Here is a 13,526-nt window from a genome sequence, read left to right on the forward strand (position 1 = left end):
TCACTTTTAGTTTACACTGAAATTTTATGACTTATTGAATCGTCTCTTTTATTAAAGCAGGTTTATACTGTTGGTTTCAACAAATGGTAAAATAAAACGTCAAAAAAGCAGGAGACAATTTATCTCCTGCGAGAGAAAACTTATTAATCCAGTACTCGGATTTTCACTTTCTTTACACCCCAACGATAAGCGTCGTTTTTCGATGAAAAGAATACATCTATTCTGTTTCCCTTAATCGCTCCGCCCTTATCGGCAGCAGTAGCATAGCCATAACCTTCGACATAGACCTTCGAGCCCATGGGAATCACGCTTGGATCGACTGCTATGATTTTGGCATTAGGATTACTTTTCAGATCCACTCCTGTTGAAGTAACACCTGAACAGCCGTGGCAACTTGCTGTATAGGCCGTTGATGAGACGTAAATTTCTTTTCCGCTGGTAGAATTCACATTCGTTGCTCTCGGTGATTCTTGGGTTTCAAGCTTCTTAGTTCCGACCGCTACGACCTTATCCTGCTTTTTATTCACAACTTTTTCAGAAAGCAATTTCCTTTTGACTTCTTTTCCATTTTCTTTGATCACTTCGTATTCCTTGGAAGTGATACCCTTTTTTCCTTCTTTTTCGATCTTTTCTTTCCCTTTTAATAAAGAATCATCATTTTTAGTAATGACAGCATAATCGACAGGTTCTTCCACTACATCGGTGACTTTTTCAATTCGAATAACGTTTACCGTATTCTTTGCTTCAACTTTTTCCACTAATCCTGGTTCAACTCGATCTAAATCATTGAGTTTGACACCTTGTTGCTTTAAAAAGTCAGCGACCGTAGTCGAAGTTGACCAAACCTGCTTTTCTTTTCCACCTACCACCAAGTTCAGTGAAAAGGCTCTATCGATGCTAACTTCCATATCTGCTTTAAGCTTCGTGTCTTTTGAAGGAGTAACTTTATCCTTCTCATCTACTCCGAGCTCCTGCTCCTTGATAAATTCCTCTACGGTATCGGCGGTTGACCAGACTTCCTCTTGCTCACCATCTTGTACCATGACAATTTTTCGAGCCTGCTTGTACACTACCTCTAGATCATCAGCTACTTCACTGTCAACAGAAGGATGTACATAATCTGCGGCTTGAACCGTAATCTCTAAATCTTTTAACATATCATTTACAGTAGCCGCGTGTGTCCGCACTACCTCTTTTTTCCCGTCAAGCATGATTGTGACTGTATGCATTGTTCCTTTATGGATCAGTATTCCCAGCGCCGTAGTGACGAGAATTGCCGTGCATATTGCAACCGCTATTCGCTTCTTACCTACAAGTCTGGAAATAAGGTTTTTCATAGTTTTTGATAGAATGAAAAACTCCTCCTTCCTCCCGGTGATTATATAGACATACTTATCGAGCTGTCAACCCATCCACTTCTCATTTAGGAAATTATTACCTATTATGCATATTCCTCATAGAAAAGGAAAGGGTGACTTCTCGACATAAAACACCTATGTTGGGAGAGAGATTTGTAGAAACTTCAAAAAATGCTTTCTAAATAGCAAATCCCGGGAGAACGTGACCCAAAATGATGTCAATTAATGCCGAATAATTTCTTGGCATTACTCGTTGTCGCCTGGGATACTTCTTCCACGGAAAGTTGCTTGATGTCTGCAATTTGCTCGGCGACGAGTTTCACATAGGATGGTTCATTACGCTTTCCTCTAAAGGGATGGGGTGCTAGGTAAGGACAATCCGTCTCAATTAATAGACGATCCAATGGCACAGCTGCTGCTACTTCTTTTGGTTTCTTCGCATTCTTGAAGGTAACGGGGCCCCCCAATGAAATATAAAAGTTCATATCGATACATTCCAAAGCTGTTTCGGCACTACCACTAAAGCAATGCATGATGCCTCCCACTTCTGAAGCACCTTCTTCCTTTAATATGCTCACGATATCTGCGGTTGCTTCACGATTATGAATGATGATAGGCAACTTTACCTTTTTTGCTAGGCGTATTTGTTTTCTGAAAACTTCCTTTTGAATTTCCTTCGGCGATTTGTCCCAATGATAGTCAAGGCCCATTTCCCCTATAGCAACTACCTTAGGATGTGCGGAGAGTTCTTCAATCCACTGGAGATCTTCTTCAATCATATCTATTGCATCAACAGGATGCCAACCGATTGCTGCAAACATAAACTCATATATTTCCACTAGTTCCATTGCTCTAGTGATGGTAGGGCGGTCAAAGCCGACGACAACCATGTTTTTTACGCCCGCTTCCTGCGCTCTTTCTATGACTTCTTCAAGATCTTCATTGAATTGCTCTGCATTTACATGTACATGTGTATCGAAAAGCATGTTTATTCTTCCTTTCTAGCACTATTTTATTTCGTAATGAGAGTTTTATGTTTCTCAATTAGGTAACAAAAAGATTACATAGTCCCTCCCTGAAGGCAGGGACTAAAGAATGGTCTCAGTAGATGCCTGCTGCACTGGGGCATATAAATAAAAAACATAAAAGTGTTTCATATGAAACACTTTTATGTTTTTTTGAGTTATTTCACTTTCGATCCATTAGGAATGGAAGCATCTATTGTAGCAACAGATAGGACGCCATCTTGGCTGCCAGCCAAAATCATTCCTTGAGAAAGCTCCCCACGTAATTTCACTGGTTTAAGATTGGTAACGCATATCACTTTTTTCCCTACTAATTCTTCTGGTTTGTAGTGCTGAGCAATCCCGGATACGACCTGCCGCTTCTCGTACCCAAGATCCAACTGTAGCTTAAGCAGTTTGTCGGCTTTTTTTACGGGCTCGACTTCCATTACCTGCGCTACACGCAACTCAACCTTTGTGAAATCATCGATTGTGATTTCATCAACTTCCGGAATTTCGACTTCTTCCTTTTCTTCCTCTTTGGACGTGCCACCCTGCATTTGTTCTTTAATATATTGAACTTCCTCTTCCATATCTAAACGCGGGAAGATAGGGTCCCCTTTTAACACTCTTGTATCGGAAGGAATTAATCCAAACTCGCTGAGACTATCCCATGTCTTCAGGTTCTCATCCTGAATGCCTAGCTGAGTAAAGACTTTTTCCGGTGCCTGCGTTAAAAATGGTTTCAATAGGACGGCTGTCCGGCGTAAAGATTCAGCCAAATGGACCATAACACTTGCAAGTTCCCCTTTTTTGGCTTCATCTTTAGCCAACATCCACGGTTGGGTTTCATCGATGAACTTATTGGTCCTGCTCACAAGCTGCCAAATGGACGTAAGGGCAACGGAGAATTCCATTTTTTCCATGGCTTCTTCATATTTATGTACCGTATCTTGATTCATTTCAAGCAAGTTTGTTTCAAATTCGCCATTCGACCCTTGATAGTTTGGAATCACACCGTCGAAATACTTATTGACCATGGCTACGGTTCTGTTCAATAAATTACCTAGATCATTCGCTAAGTCAAAGTTAACCCGTTCTACAAATCCCTCTGGAGTAAATACCCCGTCAGAACCGAATGGGACTTCACGAAGAAGGTAATAACGTAAGGAATCCAAACCGTATCGATCAATCAATGTAACCGGATCGACCACGTTCCCTTTTGACTTCGACATTTTGCCGTCTTTCATAAGCAACCAGCCGTGGGCAAATACCTTTTTCGGAAGCGGCATATCGAGAGCCATTAACATGATCGGCCAGTATATGGTATGGAAACGAACGATTTCCTTCCCTACTAGGTGAACGTCCGCCGGCCAGTAATTCCTGTATTTAGAATCATCATCCGTCCCATACCCTAAAGCTGTAATATAGTTAGTCAACGCATCAATCCAGACATAAATGACATGCTTCGGATCTCCCGGTACTTTAATTCCCCAGTCAAAAGTTGTACGAGAAACGGCCAAATCTTCTAATCCCGGTTTGATAAAGTTATTGATCATTTCATTTTTTCTTGATTCAGGCTGGATGAACTCAGGGTTTTCCTCATAGAACTTCAATAAACGGTCAGCATACTTACTCATCTTGAAGAAATATGACTCTTCCTTAACCTTCTCGACTGGTCGGCCACAATCTGGACATTTCCCATTACCTTCTTCGACTTGGCGTTCCGTAAAGAAAGATTCACATGGTGTACAATATAATCCTTCATATTGATCCAAGTATATGTCGCCCTGATCCAGCAGCTTCTTGAATATTTTTGCCACAACCTCTTTATGGCGGTCTTCTGTCGTCCTTATGAAGTCATCATAAGATATATCAAGCTTATTCCAAAGCTCTTTTATTCCAGACACGATATTGTCCACATACTGTTTAGGTGTGATGCCCTGTTCAGCTGCTTTGCGCTGGATTTTCTGACCATGTTCATCCGTTCCCGTTAAGTACATAACGTCAAAGCCACGCATCCTTTTGTAACGAGCCATGGCATCTCCTGCCACCGTCGTATACGCATGCCCTATATGTAAATTACCACTTGGATAATATATGGGTGTTGTAATATAAAATGTATTTGATTTTTCCTGCATTTTATTGCCTCCTCATCATTTGCAAAACTGGCTAAGGACTTGCCCCTGCCAATTAGAGCACAGTAAAACTATTATCTCTATTTTAACCCTATCTGTCATTCTATGCGACAAGAATCAACAATCATTTCTTCCTGAAATTCGAATGAAAGGCAAAGAATTTCTAATCAGTGCTTAATGCTTGCAAGGTTGTCTTCACCCTATTTTCAGCATTACCTCTTACCTCAACAAAATATACCTTACTATTCATATTTTGCGCAACATCTCCCATTCTATTTGGACGTTTTACAGGAATATTATCCTATATTCCGAATTTTTGATTTGAAACTAAAATAACATTACTCTTATAATAGGGAAGAGATAGAGCTCCATTATCATAGTTTGTCGAATCTTGGTGAAGTAAATGGTTCCGCAGACAAGCTAGGACTAAGGCTTTTTTGCTTTATTACTTTTCGTATCCTTTATAAAAAGCGATAATGAGCTCTTACAGAAAAATGAAAATAAATCATTGACGAATATGGGAATGGCTGGTATTATAAATTTATAAAAAAAATTGTCGAATAATGACGAAAAAAATAGAAAAAGGTACTAAATTGTATTTTGAGAGGGGAATTTTCAATGAAATCTACAGGAATCGTTCGTAAAGTTGATGAGTTAGGCCGGGTAGTTATTCCAATCGAGCTTCGCCGTACATTAGGCATCGCTGAGAAAGATGCTTTAGAAATCTATGTGGATGATGAGCGCATTATCTTAAAAAAATATAAACCTAACATGACTTGTCAAGTAACTGGTGAAGTTTCTGATAACAATCTTACACTTGCTAATGGTAAGTTAATTCTTAGCCGTGAAGGTGCAGAAATGTTAATTAAAGAAATTCAACAAAACTTTGCAACTTCTAACTAATATAGATAAAAAACTTCCGAATTTCGGAAGTTTTTTTTTGTCCATTTAGTTGGCATCTATATGAAATGCCTGGTATACGTCGCGTTTTTGCATATTTCGATCTTTTGCAACTTGCTTTATGGCATCCTTTGAAGGCATTTTCTTCGTTTCGATATAATAGTTGACATGCCCAACAATGTCGAAAGCTGACCACCATGCTTCTTCTGGGTCTTCTTCCTGTTCTTGAGCACCCTCTATTATCAAACAGAACTCACCGCGCACCTCATTTTCAGCCGCCCAATTCATTGCCTCACTTAATGTACCGCGAATAAACTCTTCAAACTTCTTGGTTAATTCACGACATAGGACTATTTGTCGGTCTCCTAGTATTTCATGCATATGTTTCAAGGTTTCCTTTAAGCGGTGAGGCGATTCATATACAATCCAAGTAGCTTCCATTTTTTTTAACTTTTCCAACTCTTGTTTCTTTTCTTTTGCTCCCCGCTTTAGGAAACCATAGAAATAAAAGGGTTGAGGGGAAAGCCCTGAGGCAATCAACGCCGTTAATGCCGCATTGGCTCCTGGCAAGGGGATAACCTTAAACTGTTCAGCAATTGCCTCCCTCACAAGTTCATAGCCTGGATCGGAAATCGTTGGTAAACCGGCATCACTGACGAGAGCGATCACTTGGCCTGAACGAAGTCGCTCAAGCATTTGCCGTCCGCTGTTTTCCTTATTATGCTCATGATAACTGACGATAGGTGTAGAAATCTCAAAGTAATTACATAGTTTTTTTGTATTTCGCGTATCCTCGGCAGCTATGACATCTGCTTCCTTTAAAATCCTAAGAGCGCGGAAACTCATATCTTCAAGATTGCCTATAGGAGTAGGGACTAGATATAAAGCCGGTTCCAACCCCTCTTTTTCGAAACTCTTTTGCTGCCACATAGATTATGTCTCCTCCTTTGCCATCCACTTTTCTTTTTGTTTTCTGGTTAGTTGCTTGAACTGGTATTCTGCCTTCATGGCCAAAGTCTGGTTTTCAAACGTTTCATGATAAATCAGTTCCACAGGGGTCCGTCCACGCGTATATTTAGCGCCTTTCCCCTGATTATGCATATTGATCCTTCGTTCTAAATTATTGGTGTATCCCGCGTAATAACTATCATCGCTGCATTTTAAGACGTAGAAATAGTGCCTATTCGTCTCCATATAAAATCTTTCTGATTTCAGGATTATATTCATTCTGTTCATTGTACACAACGAGTGGAGGTAGGATTTTCAAATCCGGGTTTCCGTCTTTAATTCCTTCAATGAGAATCGTATTGGCCTCTTTTGTACTTTTTGGATAAACGAATTGCAACCTCTTCGGTTCAATCCGATACTCCCTCATCAGTCGTAGGATATCCATCAAACGACCAGGTCTATGGACGAATGCCGCTTTTCCACCCTGACGAAGTAACTGACTTGAAACACGCATGACGTCTTCCAATGTGCACATGATTTCATGACGGGCAATCGCAAAGTGTTCATTTTTATTGATTTCCTCAATGGACGGAGTCGGGAAGTACGGTGGGTTACACGTTACCACATCATATTTACTGTATCCTATTTGCTTTGGGATTTCTTTTATATCAGCATGGACCATTTCAATCTGCGAGGAAACCCCGTTATACTCCATGGTTCTTTGAGCCATGTCATATAGGCGATCCTGGATTTCGATGCCCGTAATGGACCCTTTAGTCCTTGTGCTTAGCAACAAGGGTATGACGCCATTGCCTGAACAAAGATCCACTAGCCTTCCCTTTTGGATCGGTACGCTTACAAACCTGGATAATAAAACGGCATCTAATGAAAAAGAAAACACCGATGGACTCTGGATGATCCGTAAATCCTCCGCCAACAGGTAATCCAGCCGTTCATCCCCTTTTAGTTCTACCATTGCTATTAACCCTCCTATATATGTAGAAAAAGCAGGATTAAGCCCTTACTTTAACCCTCACTCGTAACAAAAAGGGTCTGACTCATAGTATGCGTCAGACCCCGAATCACTATATATTGTAAACGGTCTATCTATCACGTAAAAGAGATGGAACATTCTTTTATATTATTCCATTTTCACTTCTTGTTTAAAAAAGATAAACAGAACAGGCAATCTCCTTCTTTACGTAAACTGCCAAAATGCAGATTACAAATATGGAAGCCTTCTTGATAGATACGGGCTAGATTATCATAGCCTTCCCCTATATCCATAACCTTATTCGTACTCTCAGTACGGTTCTTCGTCTTTTGTTTCTCTTTTATAGAAACAGGTTCACTCTCGGCATCCGCAAGGCCCAATCGATGACGCAAGTGCTCATTTTCTAACTTGAGCGATTGATTTCCTTCGAGGATTTCCGCAAGATTCTCCTTCAATTCTCCAAGCTGTTTATATAATTGGCCTATCTGGGCTTCCATATTGGTAACCGACTCAAAAATATCTTTCTTATCCACGCTCTCCCACCACCTTAATAATCTGTGGCTTGAATAGAAACGGCTCCCTCTTTTAGAATCTCATCTAAAGTATACTCTAATACTCTTTCCTGCTCGATTAGTTCAATCTGAAGTACGCGTTCTAGAATATTAAGCCCCACTACCTTGCCTTTGCCACCAGGCGTATCAATCATCTCACCTAAATCAGGAAGCATTTCCTTCGCACTCTCATACTCGTCATTTTCATATTTCAGACAGCACATCAATCGACCACATAATCCTGAGATTTTTGTAGGATTTAGTGATAAATTCTGATCTTTCGCCATTTTAATGGAAACAGGTTCAAAGTCTCCCAGAAATGTCGAGCAACAAAGCATTCTGCCACATGGTCCAATGCCACCAAGCATTTTAGCCTCATCCCTGACTCCAATCTGTCGAAGTTCAATCCTGGTTCTGAATATGGCTGCTAAATCTTTGACTAAATCACGGAAATCCACGCGACCATCCGCAGTAAAGTAAAACACTACCTTATTTCTATCAAAGGTATAGGACACGTCAACGAGCTTCATATCCAGCTTATGCTCATCGACCTTTTGACAACATATATAATAAGCTTCTTCTGCAGCAGACTTGTTTTCCTCAACAATTAGCTTATCTTTCGCATCTGCAACCCGAAGTACTTTTTTCAATGGCAGGACAACATCATTTTCATCTACTTGTTTACGGGCTGTAACAACCTTACCGAATTCAACACCGCGGACAGTCTCCACTATAACAAAATCGTCCTTGGGAATGGCGAATTCGCCCGGATCAAAGTAGTATATTTTGCCCGCTTTTTTAAAACGGACACCTACAACATCATACAAATCATGATCCCTCCTGCAAATTCAGCACAAGCTGTTCCATCAACAGCTGTGGATTTGTGTTGGACATCAACTTCCTTTTCGCTTCCAAAATAAACTCCATATGTTCAGCGAGTCGTCTCGGAGAAAGATGAAGAGCGTGAGTTTCAAATTCCTTCAGTTTATTTTGAAATACAATCAGGTCCTTCTTGTCCAACTGAATATATAATAAATCCTTATAAATAAGAAGTAACAAATCAAGGCCTCTGTCTACCTGTTCTCTATCTTTAAAGTGCGAAAACCAATCCGTCTGAAGGAACAATAAGGCCTTCAGGGAATTCTGTTTTAACACTTCATACAATTTTACCACTATTTTTTGGCCTTGTACAAACCATTCATCATGACTCATGTCAATTCCGTCTACCACATTCTGTGTTAAATGAGCGACGACAGCGGCCATCTGTGGGTCCACGTCCTGTTCCATCAGCTTTCGTTTGACATTCTCCGGTGATAACGGTTTAAACGAGATCAATTGGCACCTCGACAAAATGGTCGGTAGAATGCGCTGAACTTGTTCGGTCATCAGTATGGCTACCGTATCTCCTACAGGTTCTTCTAAAAACTTCAAGAGACTGTTCGCTGCCCCGACTGACATCTTATCCGCATCGGTAATCATGTACACTTTCCGATTGGCTTCCACACTTTTCTTTGAGAATTCCTCTTGAAGACTCTTAATTTGTTCCTTTTTAATGGACAGTCCATCTTTTTCAATCAAATGGATATCCGGATGGTTTCCACTAGAAATTCGTTTGCAGTTCTTACACTGTCCGCATGGCTCAAAGCCTTCGACCGGGTTCTCGCATAGTAAGCTTTTTGCAAAATTTTTGCTTACCTCTTTCTTACCTGTACCTGTATCCCCTTCAAATATATACGCATGAGCCACTCTGTTCTTCGTGATGCTATTTTGCAACATCGTCATAACCTGCGGCTGAATTTGTCTCATTTCCTGCCATGTTTTATCCAACATCATCACTCACTTACGTATATAAATTAATCAGCAGTCCTTTAATTTCGCCTATCATTTCTAATATCTCAAGCGAACTCTTCTCTTTATTTAAAATTTCCTCGCTTAACTCGATCAGTTTCGCATCAATCGTTTCCACGGTCTTCAATGGTCGACTCTGTCCGTATTGATTCCAGCTCGTGGACTGCTTCAGTTCAAGACCATACTCAACAGCTTCGCGCACAAACCGCTTCACTAATGCCTTATATTTGGCTAGTTCCCTAAAGGTCCGGGATCGGACCAGGCGCTGACCTGCCCCTTCAATGTCCCCGATTAAACGATTCAAAGTTTGAACCTGCATCTTCTGGTCCTGTGTTTGAACCAGTTGTTGAAACCTTCCATTACCTGATTGCATTTGTTTATTATCCTGCCGGGCTTTATCCAAATTAATAGGTATGTCATGGTTGATTTTCATAAAGAACCTCCATATATCTAGCCGTTAAAATTGCAGAAAATTTTCAACCGGCAGGACAAATATGGTTGCACCGCCTACTTGAATTTCCACCGGATATGGTACATACGATTCGGCATTGCCACCCATTGGTGAGACCGGGGAGACTAATTGAGAACGCGACTGACAACTCCGCTTGATTATCTCAATCGCCTGATCGACACGTGTATCCTCCGTGCCAATCATAAAGGTTGTATTCCCTGATTTTAAAAACCCACCCGTACTGGCGAGCTTGGTTGTCCTGAAATTATGATCCACTAATTCATTAAGCAGCCGATGGCTATCCTTATCTTGAACGACAGCAATGATCATTTTCATTCTCATCATCCTCCGCTTACTATGAATTTTCACTACCTTACTCCCATTATAACAATTTGTGCTTACATGGAATAGGGTGCAGTTGAATAATATGGAAATCCTAGCGTACCGTTATCTCTTCTTCAAAGCTATCATTAATTGATTCTTCGCTTCTTGGAAAACTTCCTCGATTGATTGATCGGCATCAATGATAACGTAACGATCCTTCCATCTGCTAATGGTTAGCTGATAACCCTCATATACCTTTTCATGAAACTCCAGAGCCTCCAAATCCAGTCGATTCACTTCACGGTCCCCGTTTGACTGTATCCGTCTTAAACCCTCTTCAGGTTTTATATCGAAAAAGAACGTCGCATCAGGCATCATGTCACCAATTGCAAATTTATTAATATTGTATACATCTTCTATATCTAAGCCCCTTGCATAGCCTTGATAGGCCAAAGAGCTATCAATGAATCGGTCACAGAGGACGATGGTCCCCTTTTCTAGTGCAGGGATGACTTTTTCCACCAAATGCTGCCGCCTTGCAGCAGCATATAGTAAAGCCTCCGTTCTTGAATCCATTGCTGTATTGTCTTTATTCAAGATAACTTCTCTTATTTGTTCGGATATCGGGATGCCACCTGGTTCCCGTGTTAGCAAAACTTGATAACCTTCTTGTTGGAGGGCGTTCCCGAGCATGTGAATGATTGTTGTTTTCCCTGCTCCCTCAGGCCCTTCCATTGTTATAAAAATCCCACGATTCATTGGTGTACCTCCAAGGTTCTTTGTTTGTAGTATATCATTTTATCCAACCTGGCTGCCCTCATAAACAATCAGCTTCCCGCTTGAAAGGAAAGAACCTCCATGGAATCTTGAATCCAATGCTAACAGTCTCCCTAAATTATCGATATGCTCTGATGTAATCATTTCCCCGGTCATAATCAAGGGGATGCCAGGAGGATAAGGAATGACCATTTCCGCAGATACCGCACCGATTGCTTTTCCAAACTCAACTTGGACCGTACTTTTTTGTTTCATGACAGAGTATGGATAGGCAAGGCTCGTCATGGCGTTTTTACCGAGTGCACTTTGTGGAACAACTTCTTCATCTTGTTCTCCTGATCTATCTTTCATCGCACTTGATGCTCGTTCGATTTTTTTGATGATTTCCTTAAAAGGAAAATCCTGTTCTTCCTTTACTAAAGGAAGAGTCATCAAAAGATTGTAGGGATCCGCAAGTTCCGGATATAGGTTTTCCCCTTCAAATAACTTCTGTAACTGAAATCCACTTAAGCCTGTCGTGGACTGGATGACGACTTTCAAGGGGTCGGCAGACGTTCCCAATGGTGCCTCCAGTACTCGTATCGTGCCGAGCTTGCCCAACTCCCCTCTGAAGTCTGAAATCCTTTTGATGAGCTGGTTTTGGTCTTCTATTGTAAATGATGCTAGATATCCGCGCGCTAAGTCAAGAGACCCCATGATGGGATAAGAAGGACTGCTCGATTGTAGCATTTGTAAATAGAAAGTCATCTTGTCCAAATCCAACAAATCAGAATGAATATGAAGGTAGGACCCCATCGTCATGGCTGGCAATGTTTTATGGGCTGAGTGTACAACTGCATCGGCTCCCGCCAGTATCGCGGAGTCGGGAAAAAGGCTTCCCAATTGAAAGTGAGCACCATGTGCCTCATCTACCAACACGGGAATACCTCTTTCATGTGCCATTTTTACAAGGCCAGACAATCCTTTTTCAGCAAGTCCATAGTAATTCGGGTTGGTCAATATGACAGCCTTGGCATCCGAATGTACATCCAAGGCCTCACCCAATAGATCTGAACTGATGCCACCCGCTACTTCCCATTCCCGATAAAATATAGGTTGTAAAAAAACAGGCCGTACATTTGCCAACATCAGGCCATGCAAGATGGATTTATGACAATTCCTTTGAACCAGTACCTTGTCTCCCTCCCCACAGGCCGCAAGGATCATGGCTAGGTTACCTACAGTTGTTCCATTGACCAAAAAATAACTCTTCTGGACTCCATATAAGTCAGCAAGTAGTCTCTCAGCTTCCAATATGACACCTTCTGGAGCGTGTAAATCATCCAGGCCACTTATTTCCGTAGCGTCTATTCCAAGTAGGGGCTTATAGAGTGCACGACCTTTTTCATTGAACACTTGACCATTTTTATGGCCCGGGACATGTAATGAAATGGGTCCCTTTTTATATAAATTGCTCATCGCATCGAACAATGGCGTATGTAATTGATTCATTTCCCTCTTCCTTCAACATCATAATGTTCTTCATTTTATCAAATTTGTCCAAGATTATCTTATCTAAAAGGTAAAAGTTCAATCAAGCGGTTCATTTCCCTCCTCATGGAAAAAGAGTTAGAGAATAAAGAAATCGCCATTTCTTTATTCTCTAACTCTACAACTATCTACAACTACTTACATTATGAACAAATTTCCGGATTCGTAATTTTCCTTAACTGTTTCAAATAGTACTTATACCTGGGGTCATTCGTATCCGTCCCAATCATATCCCTTTCGCATTCTTCACAGATGAAAGTCGTATATAGGTGTATCCCCATGCCTTTTACTTGTTCACATACCACGCACGATTCCCCTGCTGTTGTTTTGGTTGTTGTTTTCCCCAACATCTCCACCTCCATAGCTGCATTCTCCCCAAAAACCATTGTCCGCATACATAGAATTAAAATAGTTTAAGAGAACTCGGGGCTGCTTTTAATAATGTATGATAATGGCTTACATTAGGTGTATGTCTATATAAAAATTCCCCGTCTCCGAGATTGTTTTCATAAAAAACAATTTCTCATTTGAAGTTCAATGATCAGATTCCATAATGCAACTCGTTCTTTCTGCACACAAAAAAAGGCCAAGCCTAATGGCTGACCTTTGAAATGGCTTGGCGGCGTCCTACTCTCACAGGGGGAAACCCCCAACTACCATCGGCGCTGAAGAGCTTAACTGCCGTGTTCGGAATGGGAACGGG

Annotated in this window: 15 protein-coding genes and 1 rRNA gene; 1 reads left to right on the forward strand and 15 read right to left on the reverse strand. The window is 41.0% G+C overall.

Going from position 1 to position 13,526, the window contains the following annotated elements; genetic code table 11:
• Positions 1–143 precede the first annotated feature (143 nt).
• The 3 genes from ACIQXU_RS19515 to metG form a co-directional block, all read right to left on the reverse strand.
• Complete coding sequence (locus ACIQXU_RS19515) at positions 144–1,229, reverse strand: ubiquitin-like domain-containing protein (protein ID WP_402959599.1); 1,086 nt, start codon at positions 1,227–1,229, stop codon at positions 144–146.
• A 347-nt stretch (positions 1,230–1,576) separates the two neighbouring features.
• Positions 1,577–2,344, reverse strand: coding sequence for a TatD family hydrolase (locus tag ACIQXU_RS19520; RefSeq protein WP_402991798.1), 768 nt, complete (start codon positions 2,342–2,344; stop codon positions 1,577–1,579).
• 197 nt (positions 2,345–2,541) lie between these two features.
• The gene (gene metG / locus ACIQXU_RS19525) at positions 2,542–4,503 is read right to left on the reverse strand and encodes a methionine--tRNA ligase (protein ID WP_402875886.1); all 1,962 of its coding nucleotides are present in this window, start codon (positions 4,501–4,503) and stop codon (positions 2,542–2,544) included.
• Positions 4,504–5,118: 615 nt separating this feature from the next.
• On the opposite strand from metG, the gene ACIQXU_RS19530 reads away from it, so the two are divergent.
• Positions 5,119–5,403 (forward strand): transition state genes transcriptional regulator AbrB, encoded by a 285-nt coding sequence (locus tag ACIQXU_RS19530; RefSeq protein WP_402875885.1) that lies wholly within the window; start codon positions 5,119–5,121, stop codon positions 5,401–5,403.
• A gap of 45 nt (positions 5,404–5,448) precedes the next feature.
• Here the strand turns inward: ACIQXU_RS19530 and rsmI are convergent, their stop codons facing one another.
• From rsmI to rrf, 12 genes are all read right to left on the reverse strand, one after another.
• Positions 5,449–6,330 carry a 16S rRNA (cytidine(1402)-2'-O)-methyltransferase gene (gene rsmI, locus ACIQXU_RS19535; RefSeq protein ID WP_402959594.1) on the reverse strand — a complete coding sequence of 294 codons (882 nt, stop codon included), beginning with the start codon at positions 6,328–6,330 and terminating at the stop codon, positions 5,449–5,451.
• Between the two features lie 3 nt (positions 6,331–6,333).
• Complete coding sequence (locus ACIQXU_RS19540; protein WP_402991800.1) at positions 6,334–6,636, reverse strand: GIY-YIG nuclease family protein; 303 nt, start codon at positions 6,634–6,636, stop codon at positions 6,334–6,336.
• On the reverse strand, positions 6,581–7,324 hold the full coding sequence (locus ACIQXU_RS19545) for a tRNA1(Val) (adenine(37)-N6)-methyltransferase (protein ID WP_402875879.1): 744 nt from the start codon (positions 7,322–7,324) through the stop codon (positions 6,581–6,583). Before ACIQXU_RS19545 ends, ACIQXU_RS19540 begins: the two co-directional genes overlap by 56 nt.
• A 176-nt stretch (positions 7,325–7,500) precedes the next feature.
• Positions 7,501–7,875, reverse strand: a complete 375-nt coding sequence (gene yabA / locus ACIQXU_RS19550) for a DNA replication initiation control protein YabA (protein WP_402875877.1) — start codon at positions 7,873–7,875, stop codon at positions 7,501–7,503.
• A gap of 14 nt (positions 7,876–7,889) precedes the next feature.
• A complete protein-coding gene (gene ricT, locus ACIQXU_RS19555) occupies positions 7,890–8,720 on the reverse strand; it encodes a competence/sporulation regulator complex protein RicT (protein ID WP_402875876.1) in 831 nt (276 codons plus the stop codon).
• Position 8,721: 1 nt separating this feature from the next.
• Positions 8,722–9,720, reverse strand: coding sequence for a DNA polymerase III subunit delta' (gene holB / locus ACIQXU_RS19560; protein WP_402991806.1), 999 nt, complete (start codon positions 9,718–9,720; stop codon positions 8,722–8,724).
• 13 nt (positions 9,721–9,733) lie between these two features.
• Positions 9,734–10,174 (reverse strand): YaaR family protein, encoded by a 441-nt coding sequence (locus ACIQXU_RS19565; protein ID WP_402875872.1) that lies wholly within the window; start codon positions 10,172–10,174, stop codon positions 9,734–9,736.
• 24 nt (positions 10,175–10,198) lie between these two features.
• The gene (locus ACIQXU_RS19570) at positions 10,199–10,528 is read right to left on the reverse strand and encodes a cyclic-di-AMP receptor (RefSeq protein ID WP_402875870.1); all 330 of its coding nucleotides are present in this window, start codon (positions 10,526–10,528) and stop codon (positions 10,199–10,201) included.
• Positions 10,529–10,639: 111 nt separating this feature from the next.
• Complete coding sequence (gene tmk / locus ACIQXU_RS19575; protein WP_402991803.1) at positions 10,640–11,275, reverse strand: dTMP kinase; 636 nt, start codon at positions 11,273–11,275, stop codon at positions 10,640–10,642.
• Between the two features lie 39 nt (positions 11,276–11,314).
• A complete protein-coding gene (locus ACIQXU_RS19580; RefSeq protein ID WP_402959592.1) occupies positions 11,315–12,784 on the reverse strand; it encodes an aminotransferase class I/II-fold pyridoxal phosphate-dependent enzyme in 1,470 nt (489 codons plus the stop codon).
• A gap of 182 nt (positions 12,785–12,966) precedes the next feature.
• The gene (locus ACIQXU_RS19585) at positions 12,967–13,185 is read right to left on the reverse strand and encodes a sigma factor G inhibitor Gin (RefSeq protein ID WP_402875864.1); all 219 of its coding nucleotides are present in this window, start codon (positions 13,183–13,185) and stop codon (positions 12,967–12,969) included.
• 252 nt (positions 13,186–13,437) lie between these two features.
• Positions 13,438–13,526: ribosomal RNA gene (gene rrf / locus ACIQXU_RS19590) — 5S ribosomal RNA — on the reverse strand; the annotation flags it as partial.

It is taken from the genome of Peribacillus sp. NPDC097284, assembly GCF_044761765.1.
Classification (GTDB): Bacteria; Bacillota; Bacilli; order Bacillales; family DSM-1321; genus Peribacillus.